This window comes from uncultured Capnocytophaga sp. (assembly GCF_938029845.1).
Classification (GTDB): domain Bacteria; phylum Bacteroidota; class Bacteroidia; order Flavobacteriales; family Flavobacteriaceae; genus Capnocytophaga.
In genome coordinates, this window is sequence record NZ_CALHGG010000053.1 from 1 (window position 1) to 24648 (window position 24648).

The 24648-nt window shown below is 40.3% G+C and carries 21 protein-coding genes and 1 pseudogene; 12 read left to right on the plus strand and 10 right to left on the minus strand.

Going from position 1 to position 24648, the window contains the following annotated elements:
* Positions 1–503: 503 nt before the first annotated feature.
* Both rsgA and Q0625_RS03805 read left to right on the plus strand, forming a co-directional pair.
* Positions 504–1436: a ribosome small subunit-dependent GTPase A gene (gene rsgA / locus Q0625_RS03800; RefSeq protein WP_298823584.1), complete on the plus strand. Its 933-nt coding sequence runs from the start codon at positions 504–506 to the stop codon at positions 1434–1436.
* 27 nt (positions 1437–1463) lie between these two features.
* Positions 1464–2204 carry a shikimate dehydrogenase gene (locus Q0625_RS03805; RefSeq protein WP_298823586.1) on the plus strand — a complete coding sequence of 247 codons (741 nt, stop codon included), beginning with the start codon at positions 1464–1466 and terminating at the stop codon, positions 2202–2204.
* A gap of 28 nt (positions 2205–2232) precedes the next feature.
* On the opposite strand, the gene msrB is transcribed toward Q0625_RS03805, so the two are convergent.
* The 4 genes from msrB to Q0625_RS03825 form a co-directional block, all read right to left on the minus strand.
* Positions 2233–3270 carry a peptide-methionine (R)-S-oxide reductase MsrB gene (msrB, locus tag Q0625_RS03810; RefSeq protein ID WP_298823614.1) on the minus strand — a complete coding sequence of 346 codons (1038 nt, stop codon included), beginning with the start codon at positions 3268–3270 and terminating at the stop codon, positions 2233–2235.
* A gap of 232 nt (positions 3271–3502) precedes the next feature.
* A complete protein-coding gene (locus tag Q0625_RS03815; RefSeq protein WP_298823587.1) occupies positions 3503–3793 on the minus strand; it encodes a hypothetical protein in 291 nt (96 codons plus the stop codon).
* A gap of 169 nt (positions 3794–3962) precedes the next feature.
* Positions 3963–4763 (minus strand): 5'-nucleotidase, lipoprotein e(P4) family, encoded by an 801-nt coding sequence (locus Q0625_RS03820; RefSeq protein ID WP_298823588.1) that lies wholly within the window; start codon positions 4761–4763, stop codon positions 3963–3965.
* A gap of 278 nt (positions 4764–5041) precedes the next feature.
* The gene (locus tag Q0625_RS03825) at positions 5042–5863 is read right to left on the minus strand and encodes a 5'-nucleotidase, lipoprotein e(P4) family (RefSeq protein WP_298823590.1); all 822 of its coding nucleotides are present in this window, start codon (positions 5861–5863) and stop codon (positions 5042–5044) included.
* Between the two features lie 149 nt (positions 5864–6012).
* Between Q0625_RS03825 and Q0625_RS03830 the strand changes: the two genes are divergently transcribed.
* The 3 genes and pseudogenes from Q0625_RS03830 (at position 6013) to Q0625_RS03840 (ending at position 8829) form a co-directional block, all read left to right on the plus strand.
* Positions 6013–6579, plus strand: coding sequence for a Crp/Fnr family transcriptional regulator (locus tag Q0625_RS03830; protein WP_298823592.1), 567 nt, complete (start codon positions 6013–6015; stop codon positions 6577–6579).
* Positions 6580–6692: 113 nt separating this feature from the next.
* A pseudogene (locus Q0625_RS03835) lies at positions 6693–8114 on the plus strand (TolC family protein).
* An 85-nt stretch (positions 8115–8199) separates the two neighbouring features.
* Positions 8200–8829 carry a murein L,D-transpeptidase catalytic domain-containing protein gene (locus Q0625_RS03840; RefSeq protein ID WP_298823594.1) on the plus strand — a complete coding sequence of 210 codons (630 nt, stop codon included), beginning with the start codon at positions 8200–8202 and terminating at the stop codon, positions 8827–8829.
* A gap of 64 nt (positions 8830–8893) precedes the next feature.
* Here Q0625_RS03840 and Q0625_RS03845 read toward each other — a convergent pair whose 3' ends face one another.
* The 6 genes from Q0625_RS03845 to Q0625_RS03870 all read right to left on the minus strand — a co-directional run bounded on the left by Q0625_RS03845 (position 8894) and on the right by Q0625_RS03870 (position 15670).
* Positions 8894–9058, minus strand: coding sequence for a DUF4291 family protein (locus Q0625_RS03845; RefSeq protein WP_298823616.1), 165 nt, complete (start codon positions 9056–9058; stop codon positions 8894–8896).
* Positions 9059–9093: 35 nt separating this feature from the next.
* Positions 9094–10641, minus strand: a complete 1548-nt coding sequence (locus Q0625_RS03850) for a hypothetical protein (protein WP_298823596.1) — start codon at positions 10639–10641, stop codon at positions 9094–9096.
* A 28-nt stretch (positions 10642–10669) separates the two neighbouring features.
* The gene (locus tag Q0625_RS03855; protein ID WP_298823597.1) at positions 10670–11239 is read right to left on the minus strand and encodes a DUF4291 domain-containing protein; all 570 of its coding nucleotides are present in this window, start codon (positions 11237–11239) and stop codon (positions 10670–10672) included.
* Positions 11240–11271: 32 nt separating this feature from the next.
* The gene (locus tag Q0625_RS03860) at positions 11272–13590 is read right to left on the minus strand and encodes a UvrD-helicase domain-containing protein (protein WP_298823598.1); all 2319 of its coding nucleotides are present in this window, start codon (positions 13588–13590) and stop codon (positions 11272–11274) included.
* Positions 13591–13676: 86 nt separating this feature from the next.
* Positions 13677–14339, minus strand: a complete 663-nt coding sequence (gene folE, locus Q0625_RS03865) for a GTP cyclohydrolase I FolE (protein WP_009642501.1) — start codon at positions 14337–14339, stop codon at positions 13677–13679.
* A 110-nt stretch (positions 14340–14449) separates the two neighbouring features.
* Positions 14450–15670, minus strand: coding sequence for an HD domain-containing protein (locus Q0625_RS03870; RefSeq protein ID WP_298823600.1), 1221 nt, complete (start codon positions 15668–15670; stop codon positions 14450–14452).
* A gap of 221 nt (positions 15671–15891) precedes the next feature.
* Here Q0625_RS03870 and Q0625_RS03875 point away from each other — a divergent pair, with 221 nt between their 5' ends.
* The 7 genes from Q0625_RS03875 to Q0625_RS03905 form a co-directional block, all read left to right on the plus strand.
* The gene (locus tag Q0625_RS03875) at positions 15892–17229 is read left to right on the plus strand and encodes a dihydroorotase (RefSeq protein ID WP_298823602.1); all 1338 of its coding nucleotides are present in this window, start codon (positions 15892–15894) and stop codon (positions 17227–17229) included.
* 80 nt (positions 17230–17309) lie between these two features.
* Positions 17310–18056, plus strand: coding sequence for a PepSY domain-containing protein (locus Q0625_RS03880; protein ID WP_298823604.1), 747 nt, complete (start codon positions 17310–17312; stop codon positions 18054–18056).
* Between the two features lie 20 nt (positions 18057–18076).
* On the plus strand, positions 18077–18883 hold the full coding sequence (locus tag Q0625_RS03885) for a PepSY domain-containing protein (RefSeq protein WP_298823606.1): 807 nt from the start codon (positions 18077–18079) through the stop codon (positions 18881–18883).
* Positions 18884–18975: 92 nt separating this feature from the next.
* On the plus strand, positions 18976–19359 hold the full coding sequence (locus Q0625_RS03890; RefSeq protein ID WP_298823608.1) for a hypothetical protein: 384 nt from the start codon (positions 18976–18978) through the stop codon (positions 19357–19359).
* A 9-nt stretch (positions 19360–19368) separates the two neighbouring features.
* Positions 19369–20394, plus strand: coding sequence for a ferredoxin--NADP reductase (locus Q0625_RS03895; protein ID WP_298823609.1), 1026 nt, complete (start codon positions 19369–19371; stop codon positions 20392–20394).
* 10 nt (positions 20395–20404) lie between these two features.
* Positions 20405–23395, plus strand: a complete 2991-nt coding sequence (locus Q0625_RS03900) for a tetratricopeptide repeat protein (protein WP_298823611.1) — start codon at positions 20405–20407, stop codon at positions 23393–23395.
* A gap of 3 nt (positions 23396–23398) precedes the next feature.
* A partial coding sequence (locus Q0625_RS03905; protein WP_298823613.1) for a TonB-dependent receptor occupies positions 23399–24648 on the plus strand: 1250 nt, incomplete at its 3' end.

Sequence of the window (24648 nt, forward strand, 5' to 3'; positions counted from 1 at the left end):
TAATTTTTACTTATTCAAAATACATATTGCTGAAAATGAGTTATTTATTTTGTTTCTAAAAACATCTCGTTGTAATTTTGCACCCAGAAAACAACGACAGATTATTAACACTAAAAAGAAGAAATTATGGCTATTAGATTAGTAAACGGCTGTGTAAATTGCGAAAATTTGACAGCAGAGAATGTATGCAAACTTCACCAAACCAAAGTAGAAACAAAACACACTTGTGACAGTTTCAATATGCGTCCAAGTCTTCAAGGTGAAGTAGACTGCCTTTCATGTGCAAAGTACAACACACCTACATGTGCCAACAAATCACATGCTGCTAAAGGGATGCTCTGCAACGAATGGGTTCCTGAAACAAACGCAGAAGCGTAAATGAATGGTTTTTCATGATTTAAAAAGCAATAAGTATCTTACTTATTGCTTTTTTTGTATCTTTGCAACTCTAAAAATGAAGAGTGAAAAGCATATCACTATTCACTATTCACTATTCACTTCTTATGAAAGGAATTGTATACAAATCCACAGGAAGCTGGTATCTGGTCAAGGGAGAAGACCAGCAGTTTTATGAGTGTCGTCTCAAAGGAAGATTTCGCCTTAAGGAAATAAAAAATACCAACCCCATAGCCGTAGGTGATAGCGTCTGTTTTCATCTGTCCGAGACCAAGGGGCAGGGGGTCATTACTGAGATAGACCCTCGGGATAACTATATCATTCGCAAATCGGTAAACCTCTCCAAACAAACTCATATTCTTGCTGCCAATATTGATGTGGCTTTTCTTGTGGTAACCCTCAATAATCCGACTACTTACACGGCCTTTATTGATCGTTTCTTAGTAACAGCAGAAGCTTATAGCATTCCCGCCGTACTGCTCTTTAACAAGGTGGATACTTACATGCCTGAAGAGCTGGACGAAGTAAAATATTTGGCTTATATGTACCGCGATATAGGCTATGAGTGTATTGGGATTTCAGCACACACAGGCAAAAATATAGACAAAGTCAAAGCACACTTGGAAGGGAAAACGGCCATGGTTTTAGGACATTCAGGAGCAGGAAAATCTACCCTTATTAATGCGCTTTCTCCCTCCCTACAACTCAAGACCCAACCCCTTTCCGAGCAACATGGGCAGGGGCAACATACCACTACCTTTGCTCAGATGTATGACTTAGATTTTGATGCTCGCATCATTGATACCCCAGGAATCAAGGGCTTAGGAGTAGTGGATTTTGATAGAGAGGAATTAGCCGACTACTTCCCAGAGTTTTTTGCGCTTAAGCACCTATGTAAATTCCATAACTGCCTACACCTGAATGAACCTCAATGTGCGGTTAAGCAAGCGCTTGATGAGGATAAGCTCCATTGGAGTCGCTACAAAAGTTATCTACAATTACTCGAAGGAGATGACGATACTTATCGAGAGAGTGAATAGAGAACTCAAAATTCAGAACTCAAAACTATGAAAACATTTGCTTTAGTGGGGCGCAATATATCCTACTCTTTTTCCCGAAGGTATTTTGCAGAGAAATTTGCTCAAGAAAAAATCATCGATTGTCAGTATATCAACTTTGATATTCCTACCATAGAGGCGCTTTCTGCGCTTATTCATGCTACTCCTACCCTTGTTGGAATGAATGTAACCATACCCTATAAGGAGGCGGTGCTTCCTTTGCTTGACCAGCAGAGCGAAGAACTTGTAGCCATTAAGGCTTGTAACACTATTAAAATAGGCTCCTCAGGTCAGCTCAAGGGGTATAATACAGATTATATAGGCTTTCGTGACTCCTTAGTTCCTTACTTAAAACCTCATCACAATAGAGCACTGATTCTCGGTACAGGAGGCGCTAGTAAGGCAGTGGCTTTTGCCCTTAGTCAGCTAGGAATACCTTACCAGCTCGTCTCTCGTGAAGCCTCGACTGTGGCGCTCTCTTATCATGAACTTACAAAGGAGGTTATACAGAGCCATTCCCTTATTGTCAATACTACCCCTTTGGGGACATCTCCTAAAACAGAGGAATTCCCTCCTATTCCTTATCAATGGATTACGAGGGAACACCTCTTGTATGACCTTATCTATAACCCTAAAAAAACTACCTTTCTTGCTAAGGGAGAAGTACAAGGAGCTACCATTCTCAATGGCTATCCGATGCTTGTCCTACAAGCTGAGGCAGCTTGGAAAATCTGGAATAGTGAACAATGAAAAGAGAATAGTTCTTATCTCCTATCTTTTACTTTTTGCCTTTATTATTTTCTATTAGAGAAAGGCTGTACCCCTCTTTCTCCATTTCTTCTTTAGGGATAAAGCGTAAGGAGGCACTATTGATACAGTAGCGTAGTCCTCCCTTGTCCTTGGGACCATCGGGGAAGACATGGCCTAAGTGAGCATTGCCCAATTGACTTCTGACCTCAGTACGAATCATATTATGAGACTTGTCAAGGTGTTCCTTGATGAGTTTCTTGTCAATAGGCTTGGTAAAGCTCGGCCAACCACAACCTGATTCAAACTTGTCGGCTGAGGAGAAAAGCGGTTCTCCTGTGGTGATATCTACATAGATACCCTCACGCTTTTCGTTCCAATATTCATTGCGGAAAGGAGGTTCGGTAGCACTATTCTGGGTAACCTCATACTGCATAGGGGTTAGCTCTTTTTTGAGGGTAGTCTTATCTTTGACCGTGTAGCTTGTCTTTGGAGTAGCTTTCTTGGGGTTGGCTTTGCGTGCCATCTCAAATAGAGCAGGGGAGAGGTGACAATAGCCTTGTGGATTTTTGTCTAAATAGTCTTGGTGGTAGTCTTCAGCTGTATAGAAATTCTTTAGTGGTAGGTTCTCTACTACTATGGGTTTGCTGTATCCCTTGGCAAGGTTGGTAAGTTGTTGCCTTATGATAGGTTCATCAGCCTTATCCTTATAATAAATTCCTGTGCGGTACTGAGAACCTTTGTCATTGCCTTGTTTGTTCAGTGAAGTAGGGTCTATTGTCTTTAGATAGAGGTCAATAAGTAAGGATAAGGATACCTCGGAAGGGTTATAGACCACTTTGACTGTTTCGGCAAACTGGGTATTGCCTTGACATACGAGTTTGTAGGTAGGGTTGGCCACATTTCCATTGGCGTAGCCCACTTCTGTGGAGATCACTCCACGAATTTGTTTGAGGAAATGTTCTGTTCCCCAGAAGCATCCCCCTGCAAAATAGATTTCTTTAGTGTTCATTTTTTTTGTTTGTGCGATAGCAGGAAAGGCATATAATCCAAAGAGGATATAGGCCATTACTAAAATTAAATATTTTTTCATGATTAACTTGATTTACTATTGCGCCGATGAGTTAATTTGCCATTAACAGATAATCATTTGTGGGAAGAAATCTAATACTAAGACCTGCAAAAAGCATACCAAGATAGGTTGTGAAAACATTTTTTTATTCTTAATAAAAACAGAAAGAGACTACTTTTACCTAATAAAGTAGCCTCTTTTTGTCGGGCAAAAAATAATTCAATCCTCCTTAAATTTCTGATTTAGAGGAGTGTTGAGATTTCAAGTATTCTTTGTATTTTTTTTCTATTTTTTGCTCTCTCTTTTCCTTTATGAAGTACTTGTATGCCCACCACCAAGTGAAAAAGGCGAAAGCAGCTGCAATACAGATGCTTGAAAAAGAAAGATTCGGGAAGTAAGGATTTCCTATCAAACTAATACCCAAAATAGACAAAGGAAGGAAAACCCAATCAAAGAAAAATTTCCAACCTCGATAGCGCTTTTCAGTTTGCATTTTATATAATAAAACCCATATTTTCATAATAAAAGAATTTAGAGATTACTTTATGTGCAAATATACGTTTTTTTATAAATAGGTGGTGAAAAATGGAGTCAAAAAATAGTTAAATTTTTTAGTGGAAGACTCTTAAAAAATAAAGGTTTCTCCTTGTAAAAAGAAGAAACCTTCGAAGAATATAGGGATAAATGAATTACTTAGTGGGCTTTTCCTTGAGGATATCTAGGATAAGATCTTTGCGTTCTTTCAAGGAGAGTTGTTTTTCTCCGTAAATAGTATTCTCCCAATCTCCGTAAGAGGTATTGGGTAGTATGATATATTTTGAACCGAACTGTTTTTGGTTTTTCTCTACTGCTTTGCAGCGTCCTTCTGGTGTGAGTACATCGAAATCCTTGTCAAAATCGGCTAAGTTGTTTCCTAAAAGAAGTACAATATGGTAGTTCTTGGCAATATTGATACGGCGATTCTCCTTGCTCCTCTCAGCGGTACGGAATATTAGGTGATCATCTCCTTGGAAAGGGAAATTGTAGCGCTTGATATTCAGTGTAGTGCCTTCACGTTCGGACTCTTTTCGGTTGGTTACATAGAATATTTCTACACCTTTTTGAGCTGCATATTGGAAAAACTCAACGGCTCCTGCCAGTGGAGTTGCTTCGGCTTTGGCTGTCCATTTCTCCCAAGTTTTGTACTGAAATTCAGTACTGTTCTTGCCACATTCTACGGCATAGTAGGAGGTGTTCATGAAAGTCTCGTCTATATCCGATACGATAGCAATAGGCTTATCTGAGGGTCTGGACAAGGCTTCATCCAATCGCCATCGAGCTATGTTGTAAGCCTGATAGCATAGCGCATCATACTCAGCTGCTTGCTGTTGGAAAAGGGCAGCATACATCTTGCCATTGCTTATGAATCGCTCCTGTGAAAGAGCTTCGGATTTTTGAGCATAAGAAATAAAGACAAAGAACAAACTGCTAAATATATATTTTAGTCTCATTCTGAAAAAATAGGTTTTTTGAGAATACAAAAATATATATTTCTATGTAATACAAGCATTAATTATAAGTTAAATTAAAATTAAAACTGATACAAAGTGAATGTTAATAGGTGTTATCAGTGATTCAGCATCAGAATCTAGTCATTACTCCTTAATTTTAATCTTGTAAGCTGATTTTTCTTTGCATAATATGAATTACATAAATGGGTATAAGAACCCTATCCTTATTTCATAATGAAATAAGGACACAGTTCTTTTGATGAAAAAGTAAAGGAAAACTATTGGGTAGGTTTATTCTTAAGTACTTTCAAGATAGCATTTTTGCGTTCTTTCAAGGATAGGTTTTTGTTGTCATAAAGAACATTTTCCCATTCACCATAGAACGCATTAGGAAGTACAATATATTTCTTTCCGAAATTCTGTTGGTTTTTCGCGGTAGCTTGTGCACGTTCCGTAGCAGAATGTGCGTCAAAATCTTTGTCAAAGTCGGCTAGGTTGTCCCCCAAGAATAGGGCTATGTCGTAATTTTTAGCAATTTCCAAGCGGCGGGTTTCTTTGCTTCTTTCTCCACTGCGAAAAACAAGTCGATTAGCTTCTTGAATAGGGAATCCATAAGCTTTAAGATTCTTTATAGTGCCTTCCTTTTCATTGGTATAACGGTTGGTGACATAGAAGATAGCTACCCCTTTACTATCAGCATATTGGAAGAAATCTAGTGCACCAGCCAATGGGGTTGCTTCTGCCTTAGCAGTCCATTTTTCCCATGAATCCTTGCTATGATCTATGCCTGTTTCAGTCATCCCAACTACATAATAGGAGGTATTGAGGAATGTTTCATCTATATCAGTAATAATAGCCAATGGTTTATCTCCTTTTTTGCTAAGGGCTTCATCCAGCCGTAGGCGAGCCAAATTATATGCTTGATAGCATAGCGCATCATACTCAGCTGCTTGCTGGTGATATAGGCAAGAGAAGAGCTTTCCACTTAAAAGGAAATCATTACTCTTTTCCTTGATACTGGAATAGGTCATTACGGCTTCTTTTCCACTGTTACAAGCGGCAAGAAGCAGAAAAATACCGCTATAAAAGAACTTTTTCATAGAAAGAAAATTTGAATTGCAAAGATAAGATTTTTTTCATCTTTGAGCAAAAGAAATATGAGTTAACCATAGGTGTTTTTTGCTAGTTGATATAGAAAAACTTCTATGAAGTATTAAAAACCTAAGTATATATTTTGTATCTTTGCCCTATGAATTTTATAGATTATATACACGAGCAAACTCATATAGAAAATGAGACGCTAGAACTCTTGGATACGCTTTTTGAGCATAGAGAATATAAGAAATACAGCCTCTTACTTAAGGAGGGAAGCCTTTCCAAAGAGGTCTTTTATATAGAAGAAGGTATTGTTCGCCAGTTCTATACCAAGGACGGAAAGGATATTACCCATGCATTCTATGCAGAGAATAGTTTTTATACTTCCATAGAGAATATTTACTTTCACAATCCCAACCCTTTTGGTTTGGAGGCTTTGGAAATGTGTAAGGTACGTGTGGCCGAATTTGCCCAAGTGGAAGCCTTCATTAACAGCCATCCTAAGTTGGAGCTTTTTATGCGTATGCTGCTTATTTCTTTTCTTAAGAACCTGTCGGATAGGATCTATTCCATTAAGTTCCAGACAGCGCAAGAGCGTTATGACTTTCTGTTGAAGAATTATCCTAAAATACTACTGAGAGTGCCACTAGGGCATGTAGCCTCTTTCTTAGGCATTACCCAACAAACCCTTAGTGTGATTCGCGCAGGGAAAGGAAGTTAATTTTTAATCTATCTTAAAAACTTAGTGCTGATAAAAGTACTTTTTTTGCTGAAACTATTATAATTTTGCACGCTGAACGAAAGCAAATTTATTTACCTTAAAACCTATTGAAAATGAAGCGTATTTATACCACTGTTTTTCTCTGCTTAACCAGTTTTTCTTTTGCCCAATCGCTCTCTTTTCCAGAGGCTTTGGAGCGTATGCGTGGGGCTAACCAGAAGCTCAAAGGCATGGAAAAGCAAACAGAGGCGTCTTATTATGGAGAAAAGAATTATAAGGGCTTGTACTTGCCCCAACTGAGTCTTAATGCTAGCTATGCACACCTAAGTGATCCGCTTTCCTTGAGTTTTGATAAGTATAAGCAACCTATACAAGCACACTTAGGGCAAATGGGGAGTACTATTCCTGCCCCTATGCGTCCTATGTTAGCTCCTGTATTTACCCAAATGATGGGTAGGTTACAGCCTCTTTTTGCTCAAGAATGGCGTTATCAGTTTCAGGAGCAGGATATATGGAAGGTTTCTGCCGACCTTCGCTGGGTGCTCTTTGCAGGGGGTAAGGTACGTGTAGGTAATAAGGTAGGTCAGCTCAATCATGAAATAGCTAAGGTAGAAAGCCAAAAAACGGAAAATATGCTTATTTCCGAATTAGCCGAGCGTTATTTCCAAGTGCAACTCGCTCAACAGGCGTTGCAAGTAAGACAGAAAGCCCTACAAACAGCCGAGCAACATTATTCCAATGCGTAGAAGCTCGAGAAAAATGGCATGGTAGCTCCAGTGGAGACTATGCAGGCTAAGAAAGCTGTTACCGATGCCCAGCGAGAGGTACTCGCTTGTCAGAAAGATATAGAGCTGGCACAAACAGCACTCTTTGGAGTGATAGGGGAGGAGACGAATGCCCTAGTAACCCTTTCCTCACCTCTCTTTGAGGTAGCTCCCTTACAACGACTTGACTATTACCAAGCCCAAGCCAAGCAAAACTATCCTGCTATTGTACAAGCACATTTGAAAAAGGAGCTTACCGAGCAGAATATTAAGGCACAACAAGCTGCTTACTTACCTGATGTGGCACTTATTGGGAAAAAATATCTTTGGTCAAAGAACCTTCCCCTTACAGAACCTGATAATTGGGTAGTGGGGGTAGGGCTCCAGTGGAATATCTTCAATGGTTTCTCTGATAAGAACAAGATAGCCCAAGCCAAAGCACAACGTGAAGGAGTAGAACTACTTACCGCTCAGGCGGAAAAGGATGTACAGACCTTGGTCAAGAAACATTATACCGAGATAGAAAAGCAGCGTGAGCAGCTACAAAGCTTACAAGAGAGTTTGGAGTTTGCCCGTGAATTGGTACGAGTACGCAACCAAGCCTTCTCCGAAGGACTGTCCTCTTCCACCGATGTAGCCGATGCCAACCTATACTTAGCTTCTATTGAAATCAAGTGCTACCAAGCCCTCTTCGAAATGGATAAGGTACTTGCCCAGCTTTTAGAGACTTGCGGCCTTAGCGGGGAATATACTAATTATATGAAGAAATAGGGGTTAGTTACTACAAAAAAGCATTGGAGGTCCTTTGAAAAACTTGGTAATATAAGATAATCTTACTAAATCAATAATGATAAACATGTTTTTACAAAAAAGGAAAGTAAAGAATAGAAACTTTTTCTTTTATTTAGGATTGTTGTTTTGTATTGCTTGTCAGCAAGGAAAACAAGTGGGAGCTCAAGAATTACCTAAGGATTATACTACTCAGCACTCAATTGCCTTAGCCTATTGTAAGGCTCATAAGATGAATGAAGATTTCTATTTCCTAATTGATTTGAGGTTGCATTCGGGCAAAAATCGGTTCTTTGTATACGACTTCAAGCAGAAAAAAAATCTCTATGAGAAATTAGTTACTCATGGTAGTTGTGATGTGTTTTCCTCCAATCCTGATAAATTTCAAAAAGCCCAATATAGTAATCAAGTCGATAGTCATTGTTCTGCCAAGGGGAAATATAAAATAGGGAAGCGTGATTATAGTTCATGGGGGATTAAGGTAAAATATTGGTTAGAAGGGCTGGAAGAGAGTAATAGCAATGCACAAAAACGATTGATTGTATTACATTCTTGGGAGGCAGTATCCGATAGTGAGATTTATCCTGATTATAGCCCTTTAAGTTGGGGATGTCCTGCTGTTTCCAATGCTTTTATGGAGCTTTTGGATCCTCTACTTCAGCAAAGCAAGAAACCAGTATTGTTATGGATTCTTTAGATAATTAAAAAAGGCAAAATACCCTCTTCTAATTATAGGTGAATTTCTCTTAGGATGAAGAATTTTATGGGATTATATACTCTTGTTCCTTAGGGAGGAGGTCTTTAGTAAAAGTTCCTTTGTCAATATGTTGCTTTATTCTTTTGACTTCCTCCGTGATATCAGTAATCTTTACGATCCATTCATTTACATATTTCTCTACAAAGGTTCCTCGGATACCAAGTTGTATAGATCTTCAAGGTTCAGAGGAATCAATCTTCCTAATTACTCATAAAATTCCTCAACGGTATGAACATCTAAGTAGCCTTTTTTTCTACCTTTTTTGAACCTATAGAAGTTGCCATAGCGCTCATAGATTAATTCTTTATAGGAGGCTTCTTTCTGAGGATAGAGGCCTACTTTTCCATTCTTATAGAAAAGAAAGTAGTTATTCTCCCCGATTTTATCAAAAATAGGAGCAATGAGTTCATGGGCATCGTAGTTGCCATCAGAGCGTTCTAGAGTCCATCTATCTCCAATGTTAGGGATTTTGTATTCGTAAAGACCTTCTTTTTGGTTTCTTTCTACTTTGATATAGAGACTTCCTTCGTGGGTATCCAAAATAGATAGTTTGTCAGAGGGGAGCGTACCTTTAAGCTGATAAGTTGCTTTCTTCTTGACTTCCTTCTTAACATTATAGCCTACTGGGTATAGGGTCTCTTCCAAGGAAAAACAATTCTTTCCTTTCAGGAGTTTGTATTCAATCTCATATTTTCCTATACTCGGGTTCCCACAAGGTACATATGAATGGAAATCATCAGGGGAAACTTCTTCTCCTATAGGGTTATAGTAATGGATGCCTTTTTCATTGAGTACCTGTAATATATCATTTCCATGAACAAGGTAGGCTCCTTTTGCATCACCTAAGTTGAGTTTTTCAAGAAAAGCGTTATAGATATCGGTCTGTTTTCCATCTTTAGCAATAATAAAGTGGCGCTCTATCCTTATGGAATCATAGTTCTTTTCTAAAACAGCATCTCCTAATCTGTTTATCAGCATTTTTTTACCATCTTCGCAAGGAATGGTATGATAATAAGCGTACAGATAGAAATGATGAAAATTGTTACGAAGGTCGGCAGGCCTATTTTCAGGATTTTCTTCTAAAGAAGTTGAGAAGAAAAATCTATTGGAATAGGGAGAATAATAGGGATGATAATTAAGGAAATGGGTTTGATCCTTTAGGGGAACAAGCAGATGTACATCTTCGCTAGTATTCAGACCTATTAGTCCATATATTTTCTTTTGGTGTCCCATATCCAATACAAATAGGGCATAGTGTTGTATCTCCTCAATACGCCATTTCTTTTCTGAATCATCGGGGTAGGATACGTATTTACCTAAGGGCCAACTTTTCCCATATTTCAATTTTGTTATTTGTGCAGTATAGGGACTGATAAAAGAAAAAAAAGCGGCTTCCTCTTCGCCCTTATATAGGTAGTATTTCTTTCCTAAGAATTCTTCCAAAGAAGCAGGACGTATATCCTCTAAGCGAATGACATTATCCTCAGTAGGGAAGTAAATGGCATCATGAGAAACCGATTCTTTTTCTTTCCATGTAGGGGTGAAAGCCCTGAAAATTTCTCCTTTTTTGTACCCCTCTGCCATAGGAAATGTAAGAGATACTTCTCTGTAAGTTCCCTCTTTCTTTTGGGTATAGAAAGAGATAGTGCCTTTAGTCCTATTGATAAGCACTTCATCACAGGAGAGGCTTTTCTGCCCCCATGCCAGCCCTAAAGAGCATAGCATAAGTAATAATATGTATAGTTTTTTCATAATGGGATTTTTTAGAGGTGGAAGAATTTTATGGGATTATATACTCTTGTTCCTTAGGTAGGAGGTCTTTAGTAAAAGTTCCTTTGTCAATATGTTGCTTTATTCTTTTGACTTCCTCGGTGATATCAGTAATCTTTACAATCCATTCATTTACATATTTTTCCACAAAAGTTCCTCTGATACCAAGTTGTATAGACCTTCTACCTATTGGTTTTCCATAGATGTCTCTTTCAGGATCCCATTGGCATCTTACCAATGAATTTTTGACTTCTTCTTTCCATTGTTCCTCTGTGATACCTAAGTCAGCTTTATAGGAAGAAAGTACCGATTTTCTAACAATTTCATCAAAGGCTTCTCTTTTGATGTCAATAGCTAAGACTCTTTCTTGATTTTCTTTTTCAGCCCATCCACATCTGTACATCATCCATAGAAAGGAAGGCTTGATCCAGGTCATTCTCGTTAAGCTAAAATGTGGTCCAAAGGTTCCTAATCTTAGTGCTTCTTCCGCTATCTCAGCATTATATGCTTGGTATACTCTTATAGTATCATTATCAAAGAGGGCATAGATCTTTCTCTCTTCTTGGGCTATATCTTTCATAGTTTTTTGTTTTACAAGAAAAATTGGTAAGATTAAAGGACTTTAAATTTGGCAAACCTCAGTATCAGTGTTTTCTCTCCACCATTTTCGAATCGTACTTTGGCCTTGCGGTCAGCACCACTACCTTCTACATCTATAACTACTCCTTTGCCAAAACGCTCATGTAGTATTGTATTGCCTACGGCTACTTCGGGTATATCTCCCGTGGCTACAGGTTTGGCCTGTTCAGGTTTTTGTAGGCGGAGCTTCTTGAGCTGTTCTTCATTGGGCTTCTTATAGGCAGGAGGAGGGCTGTTGGTGGGCTTCTGTTGGCGTAGTTTGCTCTTATCCACAGGGGCAAAAGCATCTATATTCACCAATGGTCGGTAACGATAGCTGTCCTTAGGGGTGAGGTATTCTAAGTAACGATCTTCTATTTCTTCTATAAAGCGGCTAGGTTCGGCATCCATGAGCTTACCCCAGCGATAGCGACTTTCGGTATAAGTTAGGTAGGCCTGCCTTTCAGCACGAGTAAGTGCCACATAGAAAAGTCGGCGCTCCTCTTCCATTTCAGTACGGGTATTTTGGCTCAGTGCCGAGGGGAAAAGGTCTTCCTCCATACCCACAATAAAGACGTATGGGAACTCCAACCCCTTAGCCAAGTGTATGGTCATAAGTGACACGCGATTATCATCCTCTACTTCCTTGTCAAGGTCAGTGGCGAGAGCGACATCCTGCAGAAACTCTGCCAAGGAGCCTGTGGCTTCTTCTATTTCTTTTTGTCCTTCCACGAAATCACGAATACCATTGAGGAGTTCCTCTATATTTTGTAGGCGTTCGATACCTTCGGGAGTACCGTCTTTCTTGAACTCATTGAGGATCCCTGTACGCTTGGCAATATGCTCGGCTAAAGAGAAAGCATCATGTGTTTCCACCATGATACGGAAACTCTGAATCATGTGGGCAAACTCCAGCAGACGCACACGCGTAGGACTATTGATTTTAAGCCCATAGTCCATCAGGTCTAACTGCTTGATAATGGTAAAGATAGGTAGCTTAAACTCATTGGCACAGAGGGTAAGTCGCTCCATAGTTGTATCGCCTATGCCACGGGCAGGAAAGTTGATGATGCGGTGGAGGGCTTCTTCGTCATTCTCATTGATAGCCAAGCGGAAATAGGCCAAGAGGTCTTTGATCTCCTTACGCTGATAGAAGGATAGTCCCCCATAGATACGGTAGGGGATATCCCGCTTGCGCAAGGCATCTTCTATGGCACGGGATTGCATATTGGTACGATAGAGCACGGCAAAATCTCCATAGGAGAGCTGGTGCTGCATGGACTCTTCGAAGATAGTTCCAGCTACAAAGCGTCCTTCGTCGGCATCGGTAGGGCTGCGGTGTACCTTGATAAGGTTACCGCTTTCATTGGCTGTCCATACTACCTTTTCCAAGCGGGCTTTGTTATGTTCAATGACATTGTTGGCTGCCTCTACAATGTTTTTAGTAGAACGGTAATTCTGTTCCAAACGGTAAACACCTACATTGCGGTAGTCCTTTTGGAAATTAAAGATATTGTCAATGTTTGCCCCACGGAAAGCGTAGATACTTTGGGCATCATCTCCCACCACGCAGATATTCTGAAACCTATCGGCCAAGGCACGTACAATCAGGTACTGGGAGTGGTTTGTATCCTGATACTCATCTACCAAGATATAGCGGAATCGGTGTTGGTATTTCGCCAAGACTTCAGGGAAGACATTCAGCAGTTCATTGGTGCGTAGCAACAGGTCATCGAAGTCCATAGCTCCTGCCTTAAAACAGCGATCTACATAATTGCGATAGATATCACCCAAGCGTGGATGCTTAGCCATAGCATCGGCCTCCTGCAATTCAGGGTTCTCATAGTAAGCCTTTACAGTAATGAGGTTATTCTTATAGGAGGAGATGCGCGAGGCGATTTGTTTGTATTTATAGACGTCCTTATCCAAGCCCATTTCCTTGATAATGGCTGATATGAGTCGGTGGGAATCCTGTTGGTCATAGATGGTAAAGTCTCTCGGAAAGCCTAATTTGCCAGCTTCTTCCCTAAGGATACGCGCAAAAACAGAGTGGAAGGTACCCATCCATAAGTTGCGCGCCTCGCTTGGTCCCACGATGCGCCCAATACGCTCCTTCATCTCCCGCGCAGCCTTGTTGGTAAAGGTTAGCGCTAAGATGTTGAACGGGTCTACCCCCTGCTGCATAAGGTAAGCGATGCGATAGGTCAGCACACGCGTCTTCCCAGAGCCTGCACCAGCGATGACCATTACAGGCCCATCCTTATGTACCACAGGCGCCCGCTGCGCCTCATTAAGTTCGTCTAAGTAGTTCAAATTTTAGTTGTTAGTTGTTAGTTGTTAGTGATTAGCTGTTAGTGATTAGTAGTTAGTTCTAACCACTGACTACTAATCACTAACCACTAATATTTTGTTTCCATTTTGATATACTCCAAGAACTCTTTTCTTACAATAGGGTCTTGGAACTTACCGCCGTATTCGGCTGTTACGGTACTACTTTCTATATCCCTTATACCGCGGGAGTTCACACAGAGGTGTTTGGCATCAATCACACAAGCCACATCTTCGGTGCCTAGGATACGCTGCATCTCCTGAACAATCTGCATAGTAAGGCGTTCCTGTACTTGAGGGCGACGGGCAAAATAATCCACAATACGGTTCATCTTGGACAGCCCCAATACGCGTCCGTTGGAGATATAACCTACATGAGCACGTCCTACGATAGGTAGGAAATGATGTTCGCAAGTGGAGTAGAGGACAATATTCTTTTCTATGAGCATCTCCCCATAGTGGTAATTGTTTTCAAAGGTAGAAGAACTGGGACAGCGTTTGGGATCAAGGCCTCCGAAAAGCTCTTTTACATAAGCCTTGGCTACCCTTAGGGGGGTACCCTTGAGACTATCATCGGTAAGGTCAAGCCCAAGTGTCTCCATAATATCAGCCATAGATTTTTGGATACGAGCGATTTTTTCCTCATCGGAAAGAGAAAAAGCATCGGCTCGCAAAGGGGTCTTAGCCGACGTACTGAGGTGATTTTCACCTATAAAATCGTCTGATGGATTCATTTGATTCTTATTTATTCAAGGGGACAAAAGTACGAAATAAAGTGAATAGAGAATAGTGAAAAATGAAAAATTTTTCATAAGACACTTTTTCACTATTCACTTTTCGTGCTTCACTTAAGTGAGCATAAGTAGTATTTGGTCACTTTAGTAGCCAGTGCATCCAAGTTCATTTGGTCGGAGGCTTTGGTAACATCTATGATTTTGTTGTTTTTGGTATAGATAAGGATATTCTGCTCATCCTTGCGGTAGGCGGTATTGGAAATCTCTCCAGTGAAAACAAAGTACCGTGCCAACTCTTCGGAGATATTCAGTTGTTGGGCTGTTTCTTGTAGGAGTTCTTGTACCTTTTCTTTCTCTATGGGACTTTTGTAGAGCCTTACACGGAGCAAATCTCGATTGAGAATCATCTGACTTAGCTTCGCCAAGACCCAATCATCCCCATGTTGCCATTCTTTGAGACCTGAGATAATGTCATAATCGTCCAATTGAGCAAAAAGTGCTAAGGCATGAGTGTCGAATGTCTCTTTGGTGATATGGTTTTCCACAAAAAAGCGTAAGGCGGTAGTCATAGGGAGCTTTTTCCCCTGTTGGGTAAGTTCTTTGACCCTTGCTAAGAGCTTTACAAGGACAAATTCGGCGCCTATACTTGTCTTATGCAGATATACCTGCCAGTACATCAGTCGGCGGGCTACCAGAAACTCCTCTATGGAGTAGATTCCTTTTTCTTCTACAATTAGGGTATCGTCCTTTACGGTAAGCATAGCGATGATACGCTGGGAGTTGATATTCCCTTCACTTACCCCCGAATAGAAGCTGTCACGCTTGAGGTAATCCAGTCTGTCCATATCCAACTGACTGGAAACGAGTTGGTTCATGAACTGTTTCTTGTATCTTTTCTGGAAAATCTCAATGGCTAAGGACAATCGTCCTTCGAACTGCTTATTGAGTGCTTCCATGAATGCCAAGGAAATTTCCTCGTGGGAGATGCCCTCTACGATACTATGTTCCATCGCATGAGAGAAGGGACCATGTCCTATATCGTGCAACAAGATAGCGATATATAAGGCTTCTTCCTCCTCTGGGGTAATCTCTACCTGCTTATAGCGAAGGGTCTGTAAGGCCTGTTGCATAAGGAACATACAGCCCAAGGCATGATGAAAGCGCGTATGTCTTGCCCCAGGGTATACCAAGTAGGAAAGTCCCATCTGTGAAATGCGGCAAAGTCGCTGAAAATAAGGATGTTCTATTAGGTCAAGGATAAAGGCATTGGGGATATGGATAAACCCATATACAGGGTCATTTACTATTTTAAGTTTATTGCGTGATTTCATATTTTTTGATGATTCGTACCAATCAATAGGGAATAGCTACTCTGAGGTAAGGGAGATAGTGATAGGTGTTAATTTGTTTTTTAAGTGCAAAGATACAAAATAATGATTAAAAATTCATGAAAAAGATTAATTTTTCATTTTTCACTTCTCCCTTTTCAGTTAAATATGTATCTTTGCATCGCCGTTATCTTTGCATGATAGCGACTGAAATCGTGATAATTATGAAAACACTTTTAAAAAACGGTAAACTTATTTCGGATCATCGTATCCAAGAGGCAGACTTGCTCATTGAGAATGAACGTATTGCTAAGATAGCTTCGGATATCTCGGCCAAAGAAGCCCAAAAGGTAATTGACCTTGAGGGTATGCTGGTACTCCCTGGAGTCATTGATGACCAAGTGCATTTCCGTGAACCTGGTCTTACGCATAAGGCAACCATCGCTACAGAGAGTGCTGCCGCAGTAGCAGGGGGTACTACCACTTTCTTTGACCAGCCCAATACCATACCACAAACCACTACTATCGCCGCCTTAGAGGACAAGTTTGCCACAGCTGCTCGTACTTCATTGGCCAATTTTTCTTTCTTGCTCGGTGGTACCAATGACAATATAGAGGAGCTTAAGCGCATTAATCCCAAGAACACCGCAGGAGTGAAGCTCTTCTTAGGTTCTTCCACAGGGAATATGTTAGTGGATAACGAGAAGACGATTGAGACGATATTCAGAAATGTATCCACCCTAATTGCAGCACATTGTGAGGATGAACAAACGATTCGTCATAACTTGGAGCATTACCTGTCCCTCTATGGAGCAGAAATTCCTGTAAAGTGTCACCCACTGATTCGTAGTGCGGAAGCTTGCTATCTCTCTTCCTCACGAGCTATTGCTTTGGCTAAGCAAACGGGCGCACGCTTCCATGTTTTCCACTTATCCACTGCCAAGGAAACAGAACTCTTGGACAATAGCTTGCCACTCAATCAAAAGAAGATTACCGCCGAGGCTTGTATCCATCACCTTTGGTTTACCGACCAAGATTATGACCAAAAAGGCGTACTGATTAAGTGGAACCCTGCAGTCAAGACCTTGGAAGACCGTGAGGCTATTTGGCAGGCACTTTTGGACAATCGCATCGATGTGATAGCTACCGACCATGCCCCCCATACCTTGGAAGAAAAGGCAGCGAAGGAATATCAAAAAATCCCCTCAGGGGCACCCTTAGTACAGCATGCCTTGGTAGCAGCCCTGACTATGTTCCAACAGAGAGGGCTACCTCTGGAGCGATTGGTGGAGAAGATGTGCCATAACCCTGCTATTCTCTTTAGGATACAAGACAGAGGTTACCTCCGTGAGGGCTATTATGCCGATATTGCTTGTGTAGCAGAGCATAGCCCTTGGCAGGTCTCAAAGGAGAATATCCTTTATAAGTGTGGTTGGTCACCTTTGGAAGGCACTACCTTTGACTACAAAGTGGCTTATACTTTCGTCAATGGTCATTTGGTATATGATAAGGGTACTATTTTACCCCAAGAAAAAGGAAAAAGAGTACTATTCGATAATTAATGCCCATGCTGATAGGGATTCTCTTTCATGGAGCTTCCTTGGAGAGTTCTTGAAATAATGCTCAAGGAATTACAAAAATAATGAAACGATTACTTATTTTATGTCTTTTATTTCCTGTGATAAGTCATTCGCAGACGATTATAAAAGGGTATGATTATTCTAAGGATACTCTTATGGAGCACTTGGATACTCAAAGAATAAAAAAGGAAATAAGAAAGAGAAATAAAAATGTTGATTTCTTAGAGAAAAGAGACTTCCTTACTTCTTATGACAAACAAGGGAATTATATTGTAGAGGATTACGCTAATAATAATCCTGATTTCTTTGTTGTTTTTAAATACTTAGGGGGGAAAGATTCTATTATCTATATAAAAAAGGAGTTTAATAAAAAAGGAGATTTAATATCTAAGGCTTTTTATATAGGGAATTGTATAGTGGATGCTACTTATTACTATAATGAAAAAGGAGCCCTAATACAAAAAGAATATGTTGGAGAAGGTTATTATATAGGTGTCAATCAGTTACAAGCTATTATATCTTCTTTTCTTGAGTTAGATATTTTTAATTGTTATGATGATTCTATGGGGATGAGGTATGAGATTAGCCGCCAGCAGGAGGAAGGAAAACTTGTTTATCAGTTTACTTGTGTGATTTTTGAAAGTGGTATAGCTCGTTCTTATTATATAGATGCTTATGATGGGAAAATTCTTTATAAAGATGAAAAAGGAACCAAAGAATGTAGTAATTCTCTGGAACATTTCCCCAAAGAGAAAATAGCTATTCCCTTAAGGAAATATCTTAGTTGTGCAGAATTGTTTCATATATAGTAATTTTAAATAGGGGAAAAATGAAAACTAAGAAAATACTATTTTTTGCATGCCTATGGCTTGTAACCATAGGAAATGCACAAGTAATACGGGGATATGATTATTGTCATGATACCCTTGCTCAGCGGATAAATATCAGAAAAGTAGCAAGATATGTAAAGATTTGGGAAAAATACTATAGGGATATAGAAGAAGAAAAATACAAAAGGAAAATAGACAGGCATTATCGCAAAATAGAGAAGTATTTTTCAATGAAGGATGATTTTGGTGATAAAAATTATATTGAGTTTTACCCCTCTAATTCAGAAGAAAGAAGGGTAAGGGTGGTTACTTTTTTTGGAGCAGAAGATTATCCTTGGGGTGGGAATTTTTTTAGGACAGAAAGGTATTATGACAAGAAAGGTCATTTGTTAGAGAGTGAGTTTTATTTGGATGGTTGTGAAATAGGTCCTTTTCGTACTTTTAATTCAAAAGGGAAGCTTATAAAAACGACTTCTATGGATGATCATTACTTTATAAGTATAGAGCAGCTAAGAGATATTGTTCTTCGATCTCTTGACGTAAATATTTTTGGGATCTATTCATATTTTTCTATAGAGAAGAGAAAAGAAGGAGATAAATATGTCTATCTATTAAGCTTTAGGTCTCGTGGAGAATACCACCCTTGGTGTGCTTATTATATTGATGCATATGATGGGAAGTTTCTTTTTAAGGATGTTCATTATGCTTCTTATGCTAAAGGGGAATTTGAAAGAGAACATAGTTATCTTAAAGAAAAAATTCCTATTCCTGTTAGAGATAGTATTAATATTGAAGACTCGTATTAGGTAGTGAATAGTATCAATGTAATGGTCATAGCAATGGAGATTACTCTCCCCTTATTTGAATGAGGTGATTACTAATAAATTAGAAGAAAAAAATGAGAACTAAGAAAATACTATTTTTTGCATGCCTATGGCTTGTAACCATAGGAAATGCACAAGTAATACGGGGATATGATTATTGTCATGATACCCTTGCTCAGCGGATAAATATCAGAAAAGTAGCAAGATATGTAAAGATTTGGGAAAAATACTGGTATCAGATTACTACTTATTTCTTTAGGAATGACAGTATTATTGCTGATAAAACATACAAATCGGATTTGCATTATCAAAAGAAAAAATGGGCTTCTACCCATAAGGCTTATAACATAAAAATGGCTTATAAGCCTACACTTGAGGTAGCGGAAGATTTTGTTAGTATAAAAGAACATAAAATTAAACATTATTACAGGGGAATTTTTATTAAACAAATAGTATAATAATTAAGAATGAAATCAGTTTCTTTGACCGTCTCACAGATAGAGCGTTTGACAGCGGAGGCGGTAAAAATATCTTTTGAGATTCCTCAGAAGGATCGTTTTTCGTTTGATTTTTTTGCAGGACAGTTTGTAGCCCTGCAACAGGAGATAAATGGAGAGCAGGTAAGGCGTGCCTATTCTATCTGTTCGTCTCCTTATGAGCCGCTGCTCAGCGTAGGTATCAAGCAGATACCCAATGGTCGTTTTTCTACTTTTGCTTGTCAGCAGCTCAAGGAGGGTGACCAGTTGGAGGTCTTTCCTCCAGAAGGGAAGTTTGCTTATATTCCAGAAATCTCCCCAGAGAACTTGGGGCTTTTTGCCGCAGGGAGTGGTATTACCCCTATGCTAAGCATTATCAAGGTGGCACTGGAGAAGACCCAATGCAAGATTCTTTTGGTCTATGGGAACAGAACACCTGAAACTACCATGTTCCTTACAGATATTGAAGCACTTAGGGCACAGTACCCCGATAGACTTTTGGTACAATACGTGTATAGTAAGACTCAGCAGGAGGGGGCGCTTTCAGGACATATAGACCCACCTATGGTGGAACAATTACTTAAGGAAACCTATAAGGAAGTGAATTTTGGTCGTTTCTATATCTGTGGACCACAAGCCATGGTGGAGGCTGTAAGGGATAGCCTGCAGAAGGATTATGACAAGAAGAAAATCCATACCGAACTATTTACCGTAACCGATAGCAAGAAGCAGTACACAGGAACTACCGAGATTACAGTACGCATAGGCGGAGAGGAAAAGACCTTTACCATAGAGCGTAAACAAAATATACTCAGTGAACTGCTAGCCAAAGGCTTGGATGTATCCTACTCCTGCCTTACAGGGGCTTGTAGTAGCTGTATAGGCAAGGTAACCGAAGGCAGTGCCGAGATGGACAACAACCAAGTACTGATAGAAAGGGAGGTCAAAGAAGGCAAGATACTCACCTGCCAGGCACACCCCACTTGTGATCACATGAGATTAGAATTTAATTACTAAAATACAGACGATGACATATAGAACATTACCCCTGTTGGCTTTACTACTCTTTACAGGCTCCCTATGGGCACAGCGTACAGCACGCTATACGGATAAGGATGCTCGTTTGCAGAAAGCCCGCTCGCTCTACCAACAACAGCAATATAAGGCCGCCCAACATCTTTTCAAGCAAGAGCTTTCCAAGGCTACTACTTTGTCCGATAAGGAATTGTGTAGCTACTATATTGCTTCGGCAGCTATTCGCCTAAGGCAATCGGGAGCGGACAGACTTATGACACAATACTTGAAGGATTATCCTACTTCTTCCTATGCTGCCCAAGCCAACCTTGAGGTAGGGGATTACTATTTTGACAAAGGAGATACCAAAACGGCTATTCTATGGTATGACAAGGTGGAAATACCTACTCTCTCAAACAAGCAAAAAGAAAAATTTGATTTCCAATACGGATATGCTCTTTTTGCTCACGGAGACAAGGAAACGGCTCAGCAATATCTTTCTCAAGTGAAGAACTCCAAAGAATATGGGAAGAAAGCAGCTTACTATCTAGGGTATATTGCCTATGATGCCGATGATTATCAAAAGGCTAATGACTTTTTCCAACAAGTGGGTGAGGAAAAAGAACTTAATAAAAATCTGTCCTATTATCAGGCAGATATGAACTTCAAGCAAGGTAATTTTCAAAAAGCCTTGCAGGAGGGGCTTCTACAGTTGGAAAAGACCAATAACCCTCAGTACCGTTCTCAGATTAACAAGATTATAGGGGAGAGTTATTTCAACCTTAAGGAATACACCAAAGCCATTCCTTACTTGGAGGCTTACAAGGGGAAGAATGGAGCTTATACCAATACAGACCTCTATTACCTAGGGTTTGCCTACTACAAGCAAGGGGAGTACCAAAAGGCTATAGGTCAGTTCAATCGCATTATCAATGGCAAGAATGAGGTGGCACAGAATGCCTATTACCACTTGGCACAGTGTTACCTAAAAACAGACCAAAAGCAACAGGCGCTCAATGCCTTTCGCAACGCCTATCAGATGAATTTTGTTCCTGCCATAAAGCAGGATGCACACCTGAACTATGCTTGCCTGAGTTATGATATAGGTAATGCTTACGAATCCACTCCTAAGGTGATTCAATCCTATATAGATACCTATCCCAATAGCCATACCGAGGAGCTTAAAGGTCTTTTGGTGGATTCTTATATCACCTCAGGAGGTTATCGTGAGGCATTGGATTTGTTAGAGAAATCCGCTACGGCAGATCCTAAGATACACCAGCGAGTAGCTTTCTTATATGCTATGCAGCTCTATGGTGATGGTAATTTCAAGGAGGCATTGCCCTACTTTGGGCAAGCAAAAAAGAGCAAGGCCGATGCAGCTCTTCAGGCAAGGGCTACTTATTGGAGTGGGGAGACAGCGTACCAGTTACACCATTACCCAGAAGCTCAAAAGGATTTTCAGGATTTCCTTCAGTTGGGGCAAACCTCTCTTGCAGAGTATCCCAAAGCACTCTATGGATTGGCTTATGCATTCTTTAATCAGAAAAAATATGCTGAAGCAGCAGAATATTTTACCAAATATATAGAAACGCACCCTGAATCCTTACGCCTTTCCGATGCTTACCTACGCTTGGGGGATTGTAACTTCGCGATAGGGAAATATTGGCCTGCTATGGAGGCTTATGACAAGGTAATTGCAGCTAAAGCCACCAATACTGATTATGCAGCGTTCCAAAAGGCTATTAGCTATGGTATAGTGGATAGGGTGCCTAAGAAGATAGAAGCACTCAATGACTTTATCAAGGATTATCCTCAGTCCAATCTCAGGGAGGATGCACTTTACGAATTGGCCAATACCTATGTGAATCAAGGAAAACCTGAGAAAGCCTCAGAACTCTATAATACACTACAAACCCAGTATAAGGATGGAACCTATACAGTACGTGCCATGCTCCGAGAAGGTCTTATGCTCTATAACAAAAATGAAAATGAAAAGGCCTTGGCTATGTTCAAGAAAATTACAGAGAAATATCCTTCCTCTCCTGAAGCCTTACAGGCGGTAAGTACAGCTAAGAATATCTATGCCGAACAAGGAAAAATGGAGGAATATGCCGCTTGGGCTAAGGGCTTAGGTTACGTGAAGGTTTCCGATAGTGAACTCGATAGCGCCGCCTTTGATGCCGCCGAACGCCTCTATGTACAGAATAAAAAGCAGGAGGCTAAGCCAGCTTTGGAGAAATATCTGAAGGATTACCCCAAGGGAGCCAACGCCTCTCAAGCACGCTTCTACTTGGCACAGCTTTATTTTGAGGATAACCAAAAGGACAAAGCCCGCCCTCTCTATGAAAAAATACTTCAGGAAGCCCGCAATGAATATACCGAACAAGTACTCTTGAGGCTTAGCCATATTTACTTAGAAAAGGAGGAGACAGAGAAAGTACTTCCTTTGCTTAAGGAACTAGAAAGTACCTCACCTGTATTACAGAATGTCATATTTGCGCGCTCTAACCTGATGAGAAGCTTCTACAAGCAGAAAGATTACCCTCAAGCGATAGCCTATGCCCAAAAAATATTGGCAGAGAAAGCAGCTGAGGAGCGCCTTAAGAGTGATGCCCATGTGATTTTGGCACGGGCTTATATGGCAACAGGGGCAGAGGCGGAAGCAGAGAAGGAGTACGCTCTGTTGCGTAAGAGTGCTACCGATGCCCTTATGGCGGAAGCGCTTTATTATGATGCTTACTTTAAGAACAAAGCCAAACAGTACAAGAAATCCAATGAAGTGGTACAGAAATTGGCGAAGGAATATGGAGGGTATAAGGAGTTTGCTGCTAAGGGATTGGTCTTAATGGCTAAGAACTTCCACGGACTCAATGATCAATATCAGGCCAACTATATTCTCAATAGCGTATTGGAGAACTTCAAGGACTACCCAGAGGTGATTTCACAAGCCCAAGAAGCTATGAAATTGATAAAAACAAATGAAAAGAAATCTAACAAATAATTGATGATGAAAGTATTATATAATATATCTGTTCTTTCGCTTACGCTTTTTGCTGCAGTGGCTCATGCACAGGACAAGTTGGGTACTATCTCGGTGGATATCGTGAAACCCTATACCCCTACCATAGCCGATGTACAAAAGGCAGCGGAGGAGACCCCAAAGAAAGATAGTATTACAGTAGCCAAAAAACAGGTTACTTATTCCTCACAGTCTATTCCTGTGGCCTCTACCTTTGTACCAGAAAAGGGAAAGGCAGTACGTATCCCCGTTACAGCTGCTAAAGATAGCCTTTATCAGTCCTATGTAGCCTTGGCAGGAGGTAATTATGCTTCCATATACGGAGATGCTTTCCTTTCGATACCTTTTACAGCTACTTCCGATTTGTCTGTGGATTTTACGCACCACTCCTCTCAGGACAATGTAAAAGAAGTAGAGACAGATAGTAATTTTTCTCATATCCAAGCACAAGCAACTTATGGCTATTGGGGACAAGCCTACCAATATAGTCTTTCAGCCAATGTAGTACATAGGCTTTCTCATTGGTATGGAGTGGAGGATAAGACACTACTGCCTATCTCAGAGTCTCTTAGACAAAATTACCTCACAGGAGGAATAGCAGGAGACTTTTCCATGACTAAGGGAATCTTCGAAGGGGTAGATTTCTTTGTACAAGGAGCCAAAGATGATTTCAAAAGTGGAGAGATACAGCTCAAGCTGCGTCCTTCTTTCAGGGTTGCTTTCAACGAAGGGAAAACTCTCTATATAAAAACCGATGTGGATTATCTACAAGGAGGTTTTGATCGTGCTTTTGCCTCCCCTCTTGAGATTACTTATAAGTCAGCATTCTTAGGTATAAGACCTGCTTATGTGCGCTCTTCTGCTAATTATAGTCTTAGGCTCGGAATGGGGGCTTATTATGCTAAGGAGAACAACGGAGAGGGAGGGAAGATTAAGGTTTTCCCTGATATAGAACTTTCCTACAATGTAGCAGGAAAAAGTCTTATACCTTATGGAGGGATTACAGGTAATCTGGAACAGCTGACTTACCGAGAGCAATCTTTTGAAAATCCATATCTTTCTCCTACTCAACACCTACGTCCTACTTATACCCCTTACGATATATTTGCAGGGATTAGGGGGGCACTTTTTCAGGGATTCTCTTATGATCTCAAGGCTTTCTATACACGTATAGAACAGATGCCTATGTATCAGGCTAATGAAAAATATACTCTTGCCGATCGTAAGCCTTATCA

What these genes read in the sequence shown, in the direction of transcription:
- rsgA (WP_298823584.1), top strand. Translation starts at nt 504, where the DNA reads ATGAAAGGAATTGTATACAAATCCACAGGAAGCTGGTATCTGGTCAAG.
- Q0625_RS03805 (WP_298823586.1), top strand. Translation starts at nt 1,464, where the DNA reads ATGAAAACATTTGCTTTAGTGGGGCGCAATATATCCTACTCTTTTTCC.
- msrB (WP_298823614.1), bottom strand. Translation starts at nt 3,270, where the DNA reads ATGGCCTATATCCTCTTTGGATTATATGCCTTTCCTGCTATCGCACAA.
- Q0625_RS03815 (WP_298823587.1), bottom strand. Translation starts at nt 3,793, where the DNA reads ATGAAAATATGGGTTTTATTATATAAAATGCAAACTGAAAAGCGCTAT.
- Q0625_RS03820 (WP_298823588.1), bottom strand. Translation starts at nt 4,763, where the DNA reads ATGAGACTAAAATATATATTTAGCAGTTTGTTCTTTGTCTTTATTTCT.
- Q0625_RS03825 (WP_298823590.1), bottom strand. Translation starts at nt 5,863, where the DNA reads ATGAAAAAGTTCTTTTATAGCGGTATTTTTCTGCTTCTTGCCGCTTGT.
- Q0625_RS03830 (WP_298823592.1), top strand. Translation starts at nt 6,013, where the DNA reads ATGAATTTTATAGATTATATACACGAGCAAACTCATATAGAAAATGAG.
- Q0625_RS03840 (WP_298823594.1), top strand. Translation starts at nt 8,200, where the DNA reads ATGTTTTTACAAAAAAGGAAAGTAAAGAATAGAAACTTTTTCTTTTAT.
- Q0625_RS03850 (WP_298823596.1), bottom strand. Translation starts at nt 10,641, where the DNA reads ATGAAAAAACTATACATATTATTACTTATGCTATGCTCTTTAGGGCTG.
- Q0625_RS03855 (WP_298823597.1), bottom strand. Translation starts at nt 11,239, where the DNA reads ATGAAAGATATAGCCCAAGAAGAGAGAAAGATCTATGCCCTCTTTGAT.
- folE (WP_009642501.1), bottom strand. Translation starts at nt 14,339, where the DNA reads ATGAATCCATCAGACGATTTTATAGGTGAAAATCACCTCAGTACGTCG.
- Q0625_RS03870 (WP_298823600.1), bottom strand. Translation starts at nt 15,670, where the DNA reads ATGAAATCACGCAATAAACTTAAAATAGTAAATGACCCTGTATATGGG.
- Q0625_RS03875 (WP_298823602.1), top strand. Translation starts at nt 15,892, where the DNA reads ATGAAAACACTTTTAAAAAACGGTAAACTTATTTCGGATCATCGTATC.
- Q0625_RS03880 (WP_298823604.1), top strand. Translation starts at nt 17,310, where the DNA reads ATGAAACGATTACTTATTTTATGTCTTTTATTTCCTGTGATAAGTCAT.
- Q0625_RS03885 (WP_298823606.1), top strand. Translation starts at nt 18,077, where the DNA reads ATGAAAACTAAGAAAATACTATTTTTTGCATGCCTATGGCTTGTAACC.
- Q0625_RS03890 (WP_298823608.1), top strand. Translation starts at nt 18,976, where the DNA reads ATGAGAACTAAGAAAATACTATTTTTTGCATGCCTATGGCTTGTAACC.
- Q0625_RS03895 (WP_298823609.1), top strand. Translation starts at nt 19,369, where the DNA reads ATGAAATCAGTTTCTTTGACCGTCTCACAGATAGAGCGTTTGACAGCG.
- Q0625_RS03900 (WP_298823611.1), top strand. Translation starts at nt 20,405, where the DNA reads ATGACATATAGAACATTACCCCTGTTGGCTTTACTACTCTTTACAGGC.